The organism is Streptomyces sp. ISL-94, from assembly GCF_018614075.1.
Classification (GTDB): domain Bacteria; phylum Actinomycetota; class Actinomycetes; order Streptomycetales; family Streptomycetaceae; genus Streptomyces.
This window is the reverse complement of the sequence record NZ_JAGGOZ010000008.1, coordinates 22,837-39,290: the sequence shown is the minus strand read 5'-3', so window position 1 is coordinate 39,290 and position 16,454 is coordinate 22,837. Positions and strand designations below refer to the sequence as shown.

The following is a 16,454-nucleotide window of genomic DNA, read 5'->3' as shown; positions in this document are numbered from 1 at the left end:
GGATGTGCGCCCACCAGGCCTTCTGTGCCTCCCGGGACCCCCGCGGCCCGCCACGGCGGACACCCCCGCAAGAGTGACCCCTCGTACGCATGGCCGGACCGCTCGGCACCTCGCTAGCGGGCGACGAAGATCCGCACCTCGCCCGGCCCCGCGTTGTGCGGGTCCCCGTCGCCGTCCTTGCCGCCCCTGCCGCCCTTGAACTCCCACTCGTCGCCGTCCTTGCCCGAGACCCACGCGCGCATGCCGTACGAGACCCGCGCGATGCCCAGCTCCCGCGCATGCGCCACCGCCCAGTGCGCCATCGCCCGGCCCCGGCGTGCCTCGGCCGCCGCGCCGCCGCCCGGCTTCAGCTGGACGCTGACCTCGGCCTCCCGGACCGGGCCCGGCGCCGACCGGCCGCCCGGCGCCCCGTCCCGTACCTCGTACAGCGCCTCCTTGCCGAAGGCCCGCGAGAGCTCCGCCTTGACCTTCGCCGGATCGCCCGGCGCCGAGGGGGCCGGCCCGGAGCACGCCAGCGCGCCCGTGCCGTTGTCGCCGAAGGCCGCCGTCACGACCGTCGCGTCCGTCTCGTGCTTGGCGTACGCCTGCGGGAAACCGCTGAGCTGCACCTTCTGCGCCGCCACGGTCAGCGGGAGCCGCGTGTACCCCTTGATCTCGGCGAGCCGGTCGTAGAAGATCCCGGCCGAGTACACGGGGTCCATGATCTGCTCCGGGGTCCCCCAGCCCTGCGAGGGCCGCTGCTGGAACAGCCCGAGCGAATCCCGGTCCCCGTGGTCGAGGTTGCGCAGCGCCGACTCCTGCATCGCGGTCGCCAGCGCGATCGTCACGGCCCGGTCCGGCAGGCCCTTGGCGATCCCGACCGCCGCTATCGTCGCCGCGTTGGCCGCCTGTTCCGGGGACATCTCGTACGACTGGGCGGTGCCCTCCGAGGCGGAACCCGCCCCGGTGGCGGTGGCCGTGCAGTACGGGGCGCCCATGCCGCCGTTGGAGTACCGCTGCACGGCGAAGTAACCGATCACCGCGATCAGGACGAGCAGACCGAGGGCCGTACGGGACAGCCTGCGGCGACGGGGGCGTGGATCACGGGTCTCGGACACGCGGCCCACCGTACTTGAGGCATATGACGCGTCCACCGTCCGGACGTACGAGGCTGCGCCCCGGTCCGGGGCGTTAGGGTCGGTTCATGCCCGAATCCGAGCTGGACCTCACCCAGGACGCAGCCGAGCTGACCGCCCGGCTCGTCGACATCCCCTCCGTGAGCGGCGACGAGAAGGTGCTCGCCGACCTCGTCGAAAGCGCGCTGCGTGGCCTGCCCCACCTCACCGTGGACCGCTTCGGCAACAACGTCGTGGCCCGTACGCAGCTCGGCCGCGCCGAGCGCGTCGTACTCGCCGGCCACCTCGACACCGTGCCGATCGCCGACAACGTCCCCTCCCGCCTCGACGAGAACGACGTCCTGTGGGGCTGCGGCACGACCGACATGAAGTCCGGCGTCGCCGTGCAGCTGCGCATCGCGGCGACGGTCCCCGAGCCGAACCGGGACCTCACCTTCGTCTTCTACGACCAGGAGGAGGTCGCCGCCGACCTCAACGGCCTCGGCAAGGTCGCCGCGGCCCACCCCGACTGGCTGACCGGCGACTTCGCGGTGCTCCTGGAGCCCTCCAACGCCGAGGTCGAGGGCGGCTGCCAGGGCACCCTGCGGGTCCTGCTCCGCACGAAGGGCGAGCGCGCCCACTCCGCGCGCAGCTGGATGGGCTCCAACGCCATCCACTCCGTGAGCCCGATCCTGGCCCGGCTGGCGGCGTACGAGCCGCGCAGGCCGGTCATCGACGGCCTGGAGTACCACGAGGGCCTCAACGCGGTCCGCATCGAGGGCGGCGTCGCCAACAACGTCATCCCCGACGCGTGCACGGTGACGGTCAACTTCCGCTACGCCCCGGACCGCAGCGAGGCGGAGGCCCTGGCCCACGTACGGGAGGTCTTCGCGGACTGCGAGATCGACGAGTTCGTGGTGGACGACTCCTCCCCCGGCGCCCTCCCCGGCCTCTCCCACCCGGCCGCCGCAGCCTTCATGGAGGCCGTCGGAGGCCAGGCGATGCCCAAGTTCGGCTGGACGGACGTGTCCCGCTTCAGCGCGCTGGGCGTCCCGGCGGTCAACTACGGCCCGGGCGACGCCCTGCTGGCCCACAAGGTGGACGAACGCGTCGAGACGAAGGCGATCCTGCACTGCGAGGAACGACTCCGAGCCTGGCTGACCTCGTCACCCGCCCGCCCTTGAGAGGCAAGGCTTGCGTTGCAGCGCATCACTGGCTGTGATGCGCTGTCCGCGTCCGGTCATCTCGCGGGCGCGGGATGACCGGGGCCGGCGACGGGGCCCCGCTTCGCCACAGCATCTGCGCGCGTGCGCGGATGTTGCGGGAGCCGTTGCGGTCTGCGTGCCTCGGGTACCTCGCAGGTGGCGGAGAGGTACCAGGAACCGTCGCGATAAATGAGATCCGATTCGCCTCGGCGGTACGCGGCGATCATCTCCAGATGAACGGGGCTACCGGTGTACGACAGTCCCTTGAGGCGTCCGCCGGTGGTCCAGATCGAGACGGTGCGCGACTCGGCCCGCCAGGACAGCATGCGATCGTCGTAGGGCTGAGCGGCCGATGGGGCGTCTGTTCGTTTCGCAAGTCCATCCGGCCACGCCAGTAACCTGCCGAGTTCCGATTTTCGTCACTCCCCTGTGTCTACCCTTGGCCGAACGATCAGCAGGAGGGAGCACATCATGGGCAACCCCGAAAGTTCCGCTCGTCGTCGGCCCGAGGAGCAGCAGCTCGGTCCGGTGCTGAGGAGGCGGAGCCAGGTGCAGGCGGGCAGTACGACGGACCAGCGGCTGCTGGATTCGGCCGGGCCCTCCGAGTGGGTGCACACCGATCCCTGGCGGGTCCTGCGCATCCAGTCGGAGTTCATCGAGGGCTTCGGCACGCTCGCCGAGCTGCCGCCCGCCATCAGCGTGTTCGGGTCCGCCCGGACCGCGCCGGGCACGCCCGAGTACGAGGCGGGCGTACGGATCGGAAGTGCGCTCGTCGACGCCGGCTTCGCGGTGATCACCGGCGGCGGCCCCGGCGCGATGGAGGCGGCCAACAAGGGCGCCCGCGAGGCCAACGGCATCTCCGTGGGCCTCGGCATCGAGCTCCCCTTCGAGCAGGGGCTCAACGAGCACGTCGACCTCGGGCTGAACTTCCGGTACTTCTTCGTCCGCAAGACGATGTTCGTGAAGTACAGCCAGGGCTTCGTGGTCCTGCCGGGCGGCCTGGGCACGCTGGACGAGCTGTTCGAGGCGCTGACCCTGGTCCAGACCCAGAAGATCACCCGCTTCCCGATCGTGCTGTTCGGGTCGGAGTACTGGAGCGGCCTGATCGACTGGCTGCGCAACACGGTGATCGCCCAGGGCAAGGCCTCGGAGAAGGACCTCTACCTCTTCCACGTCACGGACGACGTGGACGAGGCGATCGCGCTGGTGACGAAGGAAGTCGGGAAGTAGCCGACCTGTCAGGCCGGCCCTCGGCGGATGACCGCCGGGGGCGTCAGGCCAGGCCTCGGCCCGACCGCCGGGGGCCGGTGCCCCTGGATCGAGCGGACCATGTCGCCTTCTTGACGCCGCTCTCGCGCGGTTCGGCGCCGGGGCGCCTCACCGGCTTCGAGCGGCTGCGCCGGCCTCCGGCCGGCGGGGCGTCAGGCCAGGCCTCGTCGGGCGACCGCCGGGGGCCGGTGCCCCTGGATCGAGCGGACCATGTCGAGGATCTGGCGGGTTTCCGCGACCTCGTGGACCCGGTAGACCTGCGCGCCCAGCCAGGCCGAGACCGCCGTCGTGGCCAGGGTGCCCAGCAGGCGCTCCTTGACCGGCTTGTCGAGGGTCTCGCCGACGAAGTCCTTGTTGGACAGGGAGACCAGGACCGGCCAGCCCGTCGCCGTCATCTCCTCCAGCCGGCGCGTGGCCTCCAGGGAGTGGCGGGTGTTCTTCCCGAAGTCGTGGCCCGGGTCGATCATGATCGCGTCGCGGCGGACGCCGAGCGCCGCGGCCCGGTCCGCGAGGCCGACCGTCACGCGCAGGATGTCGGCCATGACGTCGTCGTACGCGATCCGGTGCGGGCGGGTCCGCGGTTCCACGCCGCCCGCGTGGGTGCACACCAGGCCCACGCCGTGGCGGGCGGCCACCTCGGCGAGCTTCGGGTCCACCCCGCCCCACGCGTCGTTCAGGAGGTCGGCCCCCGCTTCGCACACGGCCTCGCCGACCTCGTGCCGCCAGGTGTCCACGCTGATCACCACGTCCGGGTGGCGGCGCCGCACCTCGGCCACGAAGCCGACCGTGCGCCGGGCCTCCTCGGCCGCGTCCACGTGCTCGCCCGGGCCCGCCTTGACCCCGCCGATGTCGATGATCGCGGCGCCCTCGGCCACCGCCTGCTCGACCCGGTCCAGCGCCGGCTCGTCGCGGAACGTCGCGCCCTGGTCGTAGAAGGAGTCCGGAGTCCGGTTCACGATGGCCATGATCACCGGCTCGTGGGTGTCGAACTCGCGCCTGCCCAGTCGCAGCATCCTGCTCTTTCCTCCTTCGGCGACCCTTGCGCCTCGCTTGCGACCTTAACCTGGTGGCCGGAGTCTCTCAGGGGAGTTGATCGTGTTCTTCTTCTTGATGATCGCGCTGGTCGTGGTCGTGGCAGCGGTCACCCTGGCGGTGATCGGGGGCGGCTCGGAGGCAGTCCTGCCGGAAGCGGAGCCGGACCGGGTGGCCGACGGGCTGCCGGAGACCCGGCCCGTCACACGGGCGGACGTCGACGCGCTGCGGCTGCCGGTCGCGCCGCGCGGCTACCGGATGGCCGAGGTGGACGACGTACTGGAGCGGCTGGCGGCGGAGCTGGCCGAGCGGGACGCGCGGATCGCGCAGCTGACCGCCGGAGCGGCGGCGGCCGACGCCGCCGCGGGCGCCCCGGCCGACGCCCACGTCGACCTCACCAAGCGCGGTGAGGGATGAGCGGCACGGTGCCGGGGCTGGACGGGCGGCGGCGCTGCCCCTGGGCGCTGTCCACGGAGGAGTACGTCCTCTACCACGACACGGAGTGGGGCCGTCCGGTCCACGGCGACGACGCGCTGTACGAGCGGCTGTGCCTGGAGGCCTTCCAGTCGGGCCTGTCCTGGCTGACGATCCTGCGGCGGCGGGAGGGATTCCGTAAGGCCTTCTCGGACTTCGGGATCGCGAAGGTGGCCGCCTTCGACGAGCGGGACGCGCAGCGGCTCCTCGCCGACGCGGGGATCATCCGCAACCGGGCCAAGATCGAGGCGACCCTGGCCAACGCGAAGGTCCTGGCCGAGTGGCAGCCGGGCGAGCTGGACGAGCTGATCTGGTCGCACGCGCCGGAGAAGCCGGCACCGGCCCCCACGGCGGCCGGCGAGATCCCGGCGATCACCCCGGCGTCCACGGCCCTGGCCAAGGCGCTGAAGAAGGCGGGCATCCGGTTCGTCGGCCCCACGACCGCCTACGCCCTGATGCAGGCCTGCGGGCTGGTCAACGACCACCTGGCCGACTGCGACGCGCGCGACCCCGCCTGATCCGGCACCGGGACCGGCACCGGGCCCGGGGGTAGCGGCTGCCGCGGCCGGGTGCGGATCGCCCCCGGCCGCGTCGGCGGTGCCGCTAGCGGCCCAGGTACTTCGGCGGCTGCTTGGCGAGGAAGGCCTGGACGGCGATCGAGTGGTCCTCGGAGGCCCCCGCGCGGGTCTGGAGGGTGTCCTCGTGGGCCAGCGCCTCCGGGAGGGAGTGGGCGGCGCCGTACGCGAGGGACTCCTTCAGCGCGGCGTAGGCGACCGTGGGGCCCGAGGCCAGCGCGCGGGCCACGGCCTCGGCCTCGGCGTGCAGGGAGTCCGAGGGGACCAGGCGGTTGGCGATGCCGAGTTCGTACGCCTCCTGGGCCTTGACCGAGCGCGGGACGAGCAGCAGGTCGGAGGCTCGGGAGGCGCCGATCAGGCGGGGGAGGGTCCAGGAGACCCCGGAGTCGGCGGTGAGCGCCACCCCGGCGAACGACGTGTTGAAGGAGGCGGTGTCGGCGACGACCCGGAAGTCCGCCGCCAGCGCGAATCCGAAGCCAGCCCCCGCCGCGACGCCGTTCACCCCGGCCACCACCGGCTTCGGCATCTCGGTGAGCGCCCGCACGATCGGGTTGTAGTGCTCGGCGACCGTGCTCATCGTGAGCGAGGAGCCGCTCTCGCGGTCCGCCGCGAGGTTCCCGATGTGCTCCTTGAGGTCCTGGCCCACGCAGAAGGCCCGGTTTCCGGCGGCGGTGAGCAGGACGGCCCGTACCGCCGGGTCGGCGGCCGCCGCCTGGACCGCGTCGCGCAGGGCGACCTTGGCCTCGGTGTTCATGGCGTTCATCGCGTCGGGGCGGTTGATCGTGACGGTCGCGAGTCCGTCGGTCACTTCGTAGAGCACGCTGTCGGCCATGGCAGGGAGTCCCCCTTCGTCGCGGGATGGCTACCGGCCGGTACCGGCCGGTGCAAGGGCCAAGCATGGCGGACCGGGCCGCGTGCGCACATGTGATGTGCGTCAAAGAAAGCGGAGGCCGTACTCCGGGTGCGGCGGCGAAGTATCGCAGGCGGGTCCCCGAAATGAGTGGTTTTGGTCGAGCGCGTTGCCGAAGCGTTCACTGCCGATGTTGGTCATCGGGTCCTGACATGCGGGATAATGGCCGGGAAGCAATGTGTTCGATGCCGGGTTCCAGGCGCCTGAATGGGGCCGTCGGCTGACGATGAGCTGGTTTCAGGAAGGGGAACGAGCATGGCGGCCATGAAGCCGCGGACGGGCGACGGCCCGCTCGAGGTCACCAAGGAGGGGCGGGGCATCGTCATGCGCGTACCGCTCGAGGGCGGCGGTCGGCTTGTCGTCGAGCTGACCCCGGACGAGGCGGACGCCCTGGGTGACGCCCTGAAGAAGGTCGTCGGCTAACAGCGTCGGCACCATCTGCATTCTGCAGTCTGCATTCTCTGCGCTGCCCCGACCGCGACAAGCGGCCGGGGCAGCGTTGTGTCCGCGGGCAGGCCGGAGCGGGCCCGCCCGCGGACCGGCCTGTCTCTGCGGCCTGCCCGCTCACACCCTGCCCCCTGGCGACCCGCTTACCCGTCCCGGAGCCGTGACGTGACCTTCTCCCCGCCGGCGCCGCCCGCCTTCGCCGACTCCAGCCCCCGCCAGAAGGCCGCCCGGATCCTCTCCGAGCCCTGGCCCCGGCGAACCTGGTGGTCGGCCTGCTCCTGCTGATCGGCTGGTACAGCACACGGTCGTGGAACGGACTCGGCTGGGGTCTGCTCGCCGCCCTCTTCTGCGGGGTGATCCCGATCGGGATCATCGTGCTGGGCGTCCGCCGCGGGGCGCTCACCGACCAGCACATCCGCGTGCGGCACCAGCGGCTCGTCCCGATGGCGCTGAGCCTTTTCTCGGTCGCCGCAGGGATCACCCTGCTGCACGTCCTCGGCGCCCCTCGGCGCCCCGGGGGACGTCTTCGCGCTCGTCGTGGCGATGCTGGTGGGCCTCGTATCGTCCCTGCTGGTCACGATCGGCTGGCAGATATCCATCCACATGTCGGTGGCGGGCGGCACCGTGATGATCCTGCTGCTCGTCTTCGGGCCGCCGGTGCTCCCCGCGGCCCTGATCGCCGCCGCCATCGGCTGGTCCCGGCTGGTGCTGAAGGCGCACACGCCGGCCCAGCTCCTCGCCGGCACCGCACTGGGCGGCACAGCGGCCCTCGCCTTCGCGCTGCTGCGGTGACCTCAGCGCCGCACGGCGCACAGCAGCCCGTCGCCCACCGGGAGCAGGGCCGCCTCCAGGGCGGGACTCTCCCGGACGCTGCGCAGCAGCTCGCGGACGCGGAGCACCTCCACCGGCTGGGCCGAGGAGTCGACCGTACGGCCGTCGGAGAAGACCCCTTCGAAGCACACGAGTCCGCCGGGGCGCAGCAGGCGCAACGATTCGGCGAGGTAGTCGAGCGACTCGGACGGGTCCCCGTCGCAGAAGACGAGGTCGTACCCGCCGTCGGCGAGGCGGGGCAGTACGTCGAGCGCACGGCCGGGGATGAAGCGGGCGCGGTTGCCCGCGAAGCCGGCGGCGCGGAAGGCCTGGCGGGCGAAGGCCTGCCGGTCGGCTTCGGGATCCACCGTGGTCAGCACCCCGTCGGGGCGCATTCCGTGGAGCAGGTGGATGCCGGAAACACCGGTTCCGGTGCCGATCTCGGCGACCGCCTTGGCGTCCGCGGTGGCGGCCAGCAGGCGCAGCGCGGCCCCGGTGCCGGGGGAGACGGAGCGCAGGCCCGCTTCCCTGGACCGGTCGCGGGCCCATCGCAGAGCGTCGTCCTCGGCGACAAACGCGTCGGCGAACGCCCAGCTCGTCTGCCGGTTGCCGGTAATGACCCTCTCCTGTCCCCATAGTTGGCGCAACGGTGACTGTATCCGTTGACGTCGGGAACCCGCAGATGGGACCGGGCGTTGTGAAGGGTGGAGGCAGGGTCAGAAGGGACGGCGCCGGGCAGATCGACGGCAAGGCCCCTTCCGAGAGCCAAGATCCATGCAAAGTTACTGCAAAAATGCTTATCCAAAGCTGACGGAGGGGGTGGCTATGGTAGGGAATCCACTGGACACCACCAGAGCCGACAGGGGAGGTGCGGCTGCGCCTGTGGATCGTGGGGGCGTACTGAGACGCCTCTTCTGGTCGGCGGGTGAGCCGAAATCCGTGACCTACATTGCTGACCGCTTCCACACCGCCGACACCGCAACCACCGCGACCTTCGCCGCCGATGCGGGCTCGCAGGCGTGGACCCCTCCTTCGTGGGAGGAGATCGTCAGCACGCACAGCGCGCGGGTGTACCGCCTTGCCTACCGTCTGACGGGCAACCAGCACGACGCCGAGGACCTGACCCAAGAGGTCTTCGTCCGCGTCTTCCGCTCGCTGTCCACGTACACGCCCGGCACGTTCGAGGGCTGGCTGCACCGCATCACCACGAACCTGTTCCTGGACATGGTCCGCCGCAAGCAGCGGATCCGCTTCGACGCGCTCGGCGACGACGCGGCCGAACGGCTGCCGAGCCGTGAGCCGTCGCCGCAGCAGGTCCTGCACGACACGCACTTCGACGCGGATGTGCAGCAGGCGCTGGACACCCTCGCTCCCGAGTTCCGTGCGGCCGTGGTGCTGTGTGACATCGAGGGCCTGTCGTACGAGGAGATCGCCGCCACGCTCGGCGTGAAGCTCGGCACCGTGCGCAGCCGTATCCACCGGGGCCGTTCGCACCTGCGCAAGGCGCTCAAGCACCGTTCTCCCGAGGCCCGTGCGGAGCAGCGCGCGCTGGCCGGGGTGGCGGTGGGTGCGCCGGGCGCCGGGGGAGAGGGCGGACCAGAGTGAGCGGAGTCAGTCCGTCCCCCGCCGAACAGCACCTGGGCGACCGGCTTGCCGCCCTCGTGGACGGCGAGCTCGATCACGACGCGCGCGAGCGGGTCCTGGCGCACCTGGCCACCTGTGCCAAGTGCAAGGCCGAGGCCGATGCCCAGCGCCGTGTGAAGACCATGTTCGTGGAGAGCGCGCCGCCGCCCCTGTCCGAGGGGCTGCTGGCGCGGTTGCAGGGGCTGCCGGGCGGCGGCCACGACGGTCCGTCGGGTCCGTCGGGTCCCGCAGGACCGCGGGGCCGGCAGGGTGGTCCCGTCGGCGCCGACCCCTTCGCCTCGTTCGCGTACGGCCTGCCGGCCGCACGGCCGCGGCAGGAGGGCTTCCGCATCCACGAGGTCGGCCGTTCGCGCCGCCGCTTCGCCTTCGTCGCGGCGGGAGCCGTATCGCTGGCCGCCCTCGCGCTGGGCGGTTCGCTGCCGCTGGAGGCCGTGGATCCGAACGCGCGGGGGGAGTCCCCCGCGCCCGCCTCCCGGCCCGGCCCCGCCGTGTCCGTGGCCGACGCGTCCGTCCGCGACCGCGTGCCCACGCCCGCCGCCGTTCCGACCCTCCTGTCGACCGTCGCGACCCCGCTTCCGCCGCTTCACCCCTCCCCGCCGAGTTCGGCCCGCCCGGCCTCCCTGCTGCGCTGACCCGGGACCTGGTTGAATCTGCGGCACATGCGCACGAGTACGCGGGGAGCGCCCATGGCCGACAGGCAGCAGACCGACCCGGCTCCGCAGTGGTGGAGCCGGCCCGAGGGCACGGCGGACGCCCGCGGCGAAGGGGTTCCCGCCCCGCGGCCCGAAGCCGGCGCCGAGGCCGAGGGCGGGCCCGAAGCCGGGGCCGAGGGGGCGGGCGAGCAGCACGGTGACTCCGGTCCCCGCGAGGTGCGGTACGACCCCTGGGGCGCCCAGCCGTTGCAGGTCGTGGACCGCGGCCGGCCCGGGCGCGGATTCCGGTTGTGGCAGGTGGCGGTCCTCAGCCTGGGTACGGCCCTGTTCGCCGGCGGGATCGGCGGGTACCTCGGCGTGCTCGCCGAGCGGGAGAGCAGCACCCGGCTGGAGCTGCCCCAGGCCGCGGCCGCCGCGGACAAGGGCCGCGCGCCCGAGAGCGTGGCGGGCATCGCCGCCGCCGCGCTGCCCGGGGTGGTCACCCTGCACGTGCGGGGCGAGAAGAGCAGCGGGACGGGGACCGGCTTCGTACTCGATCCGCAGGGGCACATCCTGACCAACAACCACGTGGTCGCCGACGCCAAGGAGATAGCGGTCACCTTCAGCACCGGCGAGAGCGTCACCGCCGAGCTGGTGGGCCGCGATTCCGGATACGACCTCGCCGTGGTCAAGGTCAGCGGGGTCCGGGGGCTCCGGCCGCTGAGCCTCGGGAACTCCGAGAACGTGAAGGTCGGCGACCCGGTGGTGGCCATCGGCGCGCCGTTCGACCTCTCCAACACCGTCACCGCCGGCATCATCAGCGCCACCGGCCGGCCCGTCACCGCGGGCGGCGACAAGGGCGACGGCAGCGACGTCAGCTACGTCGACGCCCTCCAGACCGACGCCCCGATCAACCCCGGGAACTCCGGCGGCCCCCTCCTCGACGCCAAGGCCCATGTGGTCGGCATCAACAGCGCCATCCGAGGCGCCGACAAGGACGGCGACGGCGCCGACGTCCGCCAGGGCGGCTCCATCGGCCTCGGCTTCGCCATCCCGATCAACCAGGGCAAGCGCGTCGCCGAGGAGCTGATCCGCACCGGCCGCGCCACGCACCCCGTCATCGGCGTCACGCTCGACATGCAGTACACGGGTGACGGAGCCCGGGTCGGGGACAAGGGCGAGGACGGCAAGCCGGCGGTCGTCGCCGACGGGCCGGGGGCCCGCGGCGGGATCAAGGCCGGCGATGTGATCACCAAGGTGGACGGGGTGCGGGTGCACGGCGGCGACGAGCTGATCATCAAGATCAGGGCCCACCGGCCGGGCGATCCGCTGGCCCTCACGGTGCTGCGCGAAGGCCGCGAGCGCACGCTGGAAGTGGTGCTCGGATCGGCGAACGGCTCGTAAGAGCACTGGGGTACCGTGTGTCCGGGCCCGCAGTGAAGAGAGCCGAGGAGCGGCAAGGTGTTCAACGACATAGGCGCACTCGAACTGGTCACGATCGTGGTGCTCGCCATTCTCGTCTTCGGGCCGGACAAGCTGCCCAAGGTGATTCAGGACGTCACGGGCGTCATCCGCAAGATCCGCGCGTTCTCGGACAGCGCGAAGGCGGACATCCGCTCCGAACTCGGCCCGGAATTCAAGGACTTCGAGTTCGAGGACCTGAATCCGAAGACCTTCATCCGCAAGCAGCTGACCGAGAACGAGGACCTCAAGGAGATCCGCAGCAGCTTCGATCTCCGCAAGGAGCTGGACGACGTCACCGACGCCGTCAACAGCAAGGAGACGGACCCCGCCCCGGTCGCCGCGCCCGCCGACACCACCGGTCCCGACCTGCTGAAGAAGCCCGCCGCCCCCGCCTCCGACCAGCGCGCCCGCTTCGACGCCGACGCCACCTGAGGCGCGGCCTGCCCGGCGATCCGCGGTCGGGTGGCTATCCTCCATGAGTCCGGATCCATGACGCCCGAGGTGGGGGTCCCCCCAGCACAGCTAGGGGGAGGGTCGGTTCGGACCCCACGGAACGAGAGGCCGCTCAGATGGAGACGACGAGCAGTAGCCGGGTCGGGGCGCAGACCGCCGAGGCACCCGCCCCGGCCGCCGAAGGTCCCGCGCAGGACGCGCAGGACGCGCAGGACGCGCAGGACGCGCAGGGCGCACAGGACGTGCAGGACGTGCAGGACGCGCAGGACGCGCAGGGCGCACAGGACGTGCAGGACGCGAAGACCACGCCCGCACCCGCGCCCGCCGCGCAGCCGCAGGAGGCCACCGCGCCCGTCCCGGCGGCCCGCCGGACGGCCGACGGGTTTCTGGCGGCGGACTTCCCCTGGTACGGGCTGGACGGGGCCTTCACCGGCCCCCGCTGGCTCATGCAGGTGGGCACCGCCGCCGACGGAACGGTGGAGCACGGCTCCACCGGCCACGGCGACGAGCCCTCCGCCCGGGGTGAGATCGCCACCGGTGAGAAGGAGCGCTTCGCGGTGGTCATCACCGTGGCGGACAAATCGCTGCGCCGCAGCGGCGACGGCACCGGCACCCTGGAGGCCACCTCGGTCTCCTCGGCCGCCTGGCTGGCCGGCTCCGGGCTGCTGGCCTACAGCTGGCCCGGCCAGATGGACCACTCCCTGCGCAGCGACTGGCTCGACCAGCAGACCGAGGCCGCGTGGGAGCTCGCCGACGACCTCGCGGGGCCGGACTGGTCGACGCTGTCGCTGCCGGTGGACGGGGAGCCGACGCCGTTTCACTACCGTGAGTCGGAGTTCGGCTGGGTGCTCGCCGGGTCCACCGGGGGCGGGGTGCATCTCGGGGCGTACGGGCGTGGGATGAGCGCGTACGGGCTCGCGTTCTCGGTCATCGCCGACCTGGCCGCCTACGAGTAAGCCGCCTACGAGTAAACGGGTACGGGTACGGGAAAGGGCACCGCCGGTCGGCGGTGCCCTTTTCGCGCTGCGCGGCCCGTGCGGGCCGGTGGCCGGTGTGCCCACCCTCCCCCAAGCTCTCGGCTTCGCTCGAGCAGGGGGGACCCCCATCGCCCCAGCGGAACGACTGCGCACACCCCGACCAGGTCAGAACTTGTTGCGCGGGGTGATGCCCAGGGACATGCCCGAGAGGCCGCGGGCGCGGCCGCCGAGCTTGCCCGCGATGGCGCGAAGGGCCGCGCCGGCCGGGGAGTCCGGGTCGGACAGGACGACGGGCTTGCCCTCGTCGCCGCCCTCACGCAGCCGGACGTCGATCGGGATCGAGCCCAGCACCGGCACCGCCGCGCCGACCGTTTTGGTCAGGCCGTCGGCGACCTGCTGGCCGCCGCCCGAGCCGAAGACGTCCACCATCTCGTCGCAGTGCGGGCACGGCAGGCCCGACATGTTCTCGACGACGCCGACGATCTTCTGGTGGGTCTGCACGGCGATCGAGCCGGCCCGCTCCGCGACCTCGGCCGCGGCCTGCTGCGGGGTGGTCACGACCAGGATCTCGGCATTGGGCACCAGCTGCGCCACGGAGATCGCGATGTCGCCCGTACCCGGCGGCAGGTCCAGCAGCAGCACGTCCAGGTCGCCCCAGTACACGTCCGCCAGGAACTGCTGGAGGGCTCGGTGCAGCATCGGCCCGCGCCACACCACCGGCGCGTTGCCCGGGGTGAACATGCCGATGGAGATGACCTTCACGCCGTGCGCCGACGGCGGCATGATCATGTTCTCGACCTGGGTGGGCTTGCCGTCCACGCCCAGCATGCGCGGGACGCTGTGACCGTAGATGTCCGCGTCGACCACGCCGACCTTCAGACCGTCCGCCGCCATCGCCGCGGCCAGGTTGACGGTGACCGAGGACTTGCCGACGCCGCCCTTGCCGGACGCGACCGCGTACACGCGGGTCAGCGAGCCCGGCTTGGCGAAGGGCACCTCGCGCTCGGCCGTCCCGCCGCGCAGCGAGGCCGCCAGCTCCTTGCGCTGCTCGTCGCTCATCACGTCCAGCGTGACCTCGACCGAGGTGACGCCCGCGACCCGCTCGACGGCCTCGGTGACGAGCTTGGTGATGGTCTCGCGCATGGGACAGCCCGACACGGTCAGGTAGACGGTGACGGCGACGGCGCCGCCCTCACCGATCTCCACCGATTTGACCATGCCGAGTTCGGTGATCGGCCGGTGGATCTCGGGGTCGTTCACCGTCGCCAGCGCGTCCAGGATCGCGTCCTGCTCAGGCGCGGCGGCGTCGGCGGCGGAGCTTGTGTCGGTAGCCATGCACCGATGGTACGGCTCGGTAGTACGGCTCAGGAAAGCCCGTCAGCGGTCGCCTTCATCACGTTCCGCCGGGAATAGCCGCCGCTCGTCCATCTCCTTGATCAGGTCCTGGAACTCGGACCTGATCCAGTCGCGCGTGGCGACCTCGCCCAGACCCATCCGCAGGGCCGCGATCTCCCGGGTCAGGTACTCGGTGTCGGCGATGGAGCGTTCGTTCTGTTTGCGGTCCTGCTCCAGGTTGACCCGGTCGCGGTCGTCCTGCCGGTTCTGCGCGAGCAGGATCAGCGGAGCGGCGTAGGAGGCCTGGAGCGACAGCATCAGCGTCAGGAAGATGAACGGGTACTGATCGAACCGCAGATCGTCCGGCGCGAAGATGTTCCACAGCACCCAGACGACGACGACCAGGGTCATCCAGACGATGAACCGGCCCGTGCCGAGGAACCGCGCCACCCGCTCCGAGAGCCGCCCGAAGGCCTCCGGGTCGTACTCGGGCAGCAGCCGGCGCCGCGCGGGCCGCGGCAGGTCGAGGCGCGCCCGCGAGCGCGTCAGCGCGCTGGCGCCGGTCACGCCGGCCGCCTTCGAACGCTCTGCCCGCTCGGCGCGCTCCACCCGCTCCCGGACCCGCTCGGCGGCCTCCTCCATCCGGTCCGCCAGACCGTGCTCGCGCGCCTGCCGGCCCTGCTCGCGCCGCTCCCGCCGCCGCTCGCGCGACTGGTCGCCGCGCCCCCGTTCAGTGGCCACCCACGGCCTCCTCGGAGTGGAAGTCGGTCTCGCGCCAGTCGTCCGGCAGCAGGTGGTCCAGTACGTCGTCCACCGTCACCGCGCCCAGCAGCGAGCCGCTCTCGTCGACCACCGGCACCGCCACCATGTTGTACGCGGCCAGGTAGCTGGTCACCACCGGCAGCGAGGCGTCCGGCCGCAGCGGCGGCAGGCCCGTGTCCACGATCGAGCTGACCAGTGTGAACGGCGGGTCCCGCAGCAGCCGCTGGAAGTGCACTGTGCCCAGGTACTTGCCCGTGGGCGTCTCGTCCGGCGGCCGGCACACGTACACCTGGGCCGCCAGCGCCGGCGACAGGTCCGCCTGCCGTACGCGGGCCAGCGCGTCGGCGACCGTCGCGTCCGGCCGCAGCACGATCGGCTCGGTGGTCATCAGACCGCCCGCCGTGCGCTCCTCGTAGGACATCAGGCGCCGTACGTCGGCCGCGTCGTCCGGCTGCATCAGCGTCAGCAGCCGCTCCTTGTCGTCCTCCGGCAGCTCGGACAGCAGGTCGGCCGCGTCGTCCGGGTCCATCGCCTCCAGGACGTCGGCGGCGCGCTCCTCCTTCAGCTTCCCGAGGATCTCCACCTGCTCGTCCTCCGGCAGCTCCTCCATGACGTCCGCGAGCCGGTCGTCGTCGAGGGCGTTGGCCACCTCGGCGCGCCGCTTCGGCGACAGGTGGTGCAGGACGTTCGCCACGTCGGCCGGGCGCATCTGCTCGAAGGTGGCGACCAGGTTCTCGGCGCCCTGCCCGTGCTCCTCCAGCGAGAAGCCGGTGACGGCGGACCACTCCACCGTCAGGGTCTCGCCCCGCCGGCGCAGCGCGCCCCCTTTGCCCTTCCGTACGAAGATCTTGTCGATCTCCCAGTCCCGGCGGGCCGGGAGCTGCTGGATGGCCACGTCCAGGACGGTGACCTCCTCGCCGGTCGCGGTCAGTGTCACGCGCCGGTCGAGCAGCTCGCCGAGGATCAGCCGCTCGGTGGGGCGCTGCTCGAAGCGCCGCATGTTCACGACGCCGGTGGTGATGACCTGCCCGGACTCCACGCCCGTGACCCGGGTCATCGGCAGGAAGATCCGGCGCCGGCTGACCACCTCGACCACCAGGCCCAGCAGCCGGGGCGGACGGCCGCCGACGCGCAGCATCGCGACGAGGTCGCGGACGCGGCCGACCTGGTCGCCGTTGGGGTCGAAGACGGGCACACCCGACAGATGCGAGACGAAGATCCGCGGGGCGCCACCAGCCATCCGAGCGCCTCCTAGAGCGTCCCTCAACAGTCCTGCCGACCCTCAGGCTAGCCCGTGCCCCCGGCAAGCGTCCTGGTGGGGCGGTCCGGCCGGGGTCCCCAAGGGGGGTTGAGGGGCGCGGACCACAGGCG

General features: G+C 72.2%; 18 protein-coding genes. 11 read left to right on the top strand and 7 right to left on the bottom strand.

Annotated elements, in window-relative coordinates:
• Positions 1 to 113 precede the first annotated feature (113 nt).
• Positions 114 to 1,097 (bottom strand): hypothetical protein, encoded by a 984-nt coding sequence (locus tag J7E94_RS02400; protein ID WP_308344417.1) that lies wholly within the window; start codon positions 1,095 to 1,097, stop codon positions 114 to 116.
• Between the two features lie 86 nt (positions 1,098 to 1,183).
• Here J7E94_RS02400 and dapE point away from each other — a divergent pair, with 86 nt between their 5' ends.
• Positions 1,184 to 2,278: a succinyl-diaminopimelate desuccinylase gene (gene dapE / locus J7E94_RS02395; RefSeq protein WP_215011881.1), complete on the top strand. Its 1,095-nt coding sequence runs from the start codon at positions 1,184 to 1,186 to the stop codon at positions 2,276 to 2,278.
• Positions 2,279 to 2,770: 492 nt separating this feature from the next.
• Positions 2,771 to 3,529 carry a TIGR00730 family Rossman fold protein gene (locus J7E94_RS02390; protein WP_215011880.1) on the top strand — a complete coding sequence of 253 codons (759 nt, stop codon included), beginning with the start codon at positions 2,771 to 2,773 and terminating at the stop codon, positions 3,527 to 3,529.
• A 191-nt stretch (positions 3,530 to 3,720) separates the two neighbouring features.
• Here the strand turns inward: J7E94_RS02390 and folP are convergent, their stop codons facing one another.
• Positions 3,721 to 4,581 carry a dihydropteroate synthase gene (folP, locus tag J7E94_RS02385; protein WP_215011879.1) on the bottom strand — a complete coding sequence of 287 codons (861 nt, stop codon included), beginning with the start codon at positions 4,579 to 4,581 and terminating at the stop codon, positions 3,721 to 3,723.
• Between the two features lie 76 nt (positions 4,582 to 4,657).
• Here folP and J7E94_RS02380 point away from each other — a divergent pair, with 76 nt between their 5' ends.
• Positions 4,658 to 5,017 carry a DivIVA domain-containing protein gene (locus J7E94_RS02380; protein ID WP_215011878.1) on the top strand — a complete coding sequence of 120 codons (360 nt, stop codon included), beginning with the start codon at positions 4,658 to 4,660 and terminating at the stop codon, positions 5,015 to 5,017.
• Entirely contained in the window at positions 5,014 to 5,592 is a 579-nt protein-coding gene (locus tag J7E94_RS02375) for a DNA-3-methyladenine glycosylase I (RefSeq protein WP_215011877.1), read from the top strand. The genes J7E94_RS02380 and J7E94_RS02375 overlap by 4 nt, the downstream gene beginning before the upstream one ends.
• A gap of 85 nt (positions 5,593 to 5,677) precedes the next feature.
• Here J7E94_RS02375 and J7E94_RS02370 read toward each other — a convergent pair whose 3' ends face one another.
• Positions 5,678 to 6,481 (bottom strand): enoyl-CoA hydratase/isomerase family protein, encoded by an 804-nt coding sequence (locus J7E94_RS02370; RefSeq protein WP_215011876.1) that lies wholly within the window; start codon positions 6,479 to 6,481, stop codon positions 5,678 to 5,680.
• A gap of 333 nt (positions 6,482 to 6,814) precedes the next feature.
• On the opposite strand from J7E94_RS02370, the gene J7E94_RS02365 reads away from it, so the two are divergent.
• Both J7E94_RS02365 and J7E94_RS34110 read left to right on the top strand, forming a co-directional pair.
• Positions 6,815 to 6,982 (top strand): DUF3117 domain-containing protein, encoded by a 168-nt coding sequence (locus J7E94_RS02365; RefSeq protein ID WP_003966491.1) that lies wholly within the window; start codon positions 6,815 to 6,817, stop codon positions 6,980 to 6,982.
• A gap of 567 nt (positions 6,983 to 7,549) precedes the next feature.
• The gene (locus J7E94_RS34110) at positions 7,550 to 7,798 is read left to right on the top strand and encodes a phosphatase PAP2 family protein (protein ID WP_374224375.1); all 249 of its coding nucleotides are present in this window, start codon (positions 7,550 to 7,552) and stop codon (positions 7,796 to 7,798) included.
• Positions 7,799 to 7,800: 2 nt separating this feature from the next.
• On the opposite strand, the gene J7E94_RS02355 is transcribed toward J7E94_RS34110, so the two are convergent.
• Positions 7,801 to 8,463, bottom strand: a complete 663-nt coding sequence (locus tag J7E94_RS02355) for an O-methyltransferase (RefSeq protein WP_215011874.1) — start codon at positions 8,461 to 8,463, stop codon at positions 7,801 to 7,803.
• A gap of 178 nt (positions 8,464 to 8,641) precedes the next feature.
• Here J7E94_RS02355 and sigE point away from each other — a divergent pair, with 178 nt between their 5' ends.
• From sigE to J7E94_RS02330, 5 genes are all read left to right on the top strand, one after another.
• On the top strand, positions 8,642 to 9,421 hold the full coding sequence (gene sigE / locus J7E94_RS02350; protein WP_215011872.1) for an RNA polymerase sigma factor SigE: 780 nt from the start codon (positions 8,642 to 8,644) through the stop codon (positions 9,419 to 9,421).
• Positions 9,418 to 10,092, top strand: a complete 675-nt coding sequence (locus J7E94_RS02345; RefSeq protein ID WP_215011870.1) for a zf-HC2 domain-containing protein — start codon at positions 9,418 to 9,420, stop codon at positions 10,090 to 10,092. Before sigE ends, J7E94_RS02345 begins: the two co-directional genes overlap by 4 nt.
• A gap of 54 nt (positions 10,093 to 10,146) precedes the next feature.
• Positions 10,147 to 11,496, top strand: coding sequence for a S1C family serine protease (locus J7E94_RS02340; RefSeq protein WP_215011868.1), 1,350 nt, complete (start codon positions 10,147 to 10,149; stop codon positions 11,494 to 11,496).
• 57 nt (positions 11,497 to 11,553) lie between these two features.
• Complete coding sequence (locus J7E94_RS02335; protein ID WP_215011866.1) at positions 11,554 to 11,988, top strand: sec-independent translocase; 435 nt, start codon at positions 11,554 to 11,556, stop codon at positions 11,986 to 11,988.
• A 137-nt stretch (positions 11,989 to 12,125) separates the two neighbouring features.
• The gene (locus J7E94_RS02330; RefSeq protein WP_374224373.1) at positions 12,126 to 12,965 is read left to right on the top strand and encodes a hypothetical protein; all 840 of its coding nucleotides are present in this window, start codon (positions 12,126 to 12,128) and stop codon (positions 12,963 to 12,965) included.
• A 186-nt stretch (positions 12,966 to 13,151) separates the two neighbouring features.
• Here J7E94_RS02330 and J7E94_RS02325 read toward each other — a convergent pair whose 3' ends face one another.
• From J7E94_RS02325 to J7E94_RS02315, 3 genes are all read right to left on the bottom strand, one after another.
• Positions 13,152 to 14,321, bottom strand: a complete 1,170-nt coding sequence (locus J7E94_RS02325) for an Mrp/NBP35 family ATP-binding protein (protein ID WP_251056007.1) — start codon at positions 14,319 to 14,321, stop codon at positions 13,152 to 13,154.
• A 42-nt stretch (positions 14,322 to 14,363) separates the two neighbouring features.
• Positions 14,364 to 14,963 carry a DUF1003 domain-containing protein gene (locus tag J7E94_RS02320; RefSeq protein ID WP_215011931.1) on the bottom strand — a complete coding sequence of 200 codons (600 nt, stop codon included), beginning with the start codon at positions 14,961 to 14,963 and terminating at the stop codon, positions 14,364 to 14,366.
• Positions 14,964 to 15,051: 88 nt separating this feature from the next.
• Positions 15,052 to 16,323: a magnesium transporter MgtE N-terminal domain-containing protein gene (locus J7E94_RS02315; RefSeq protein ID WP_215011864.1), complete on the bottom strand. Its 1,272-nt coding sequence runs from the start codon at positions 16,321 to 16,323 to the stop codon at positions 15,052 to 15,054.
• Positions 16,324 to 16,454 lie beyond the last annotated feature (131 nt).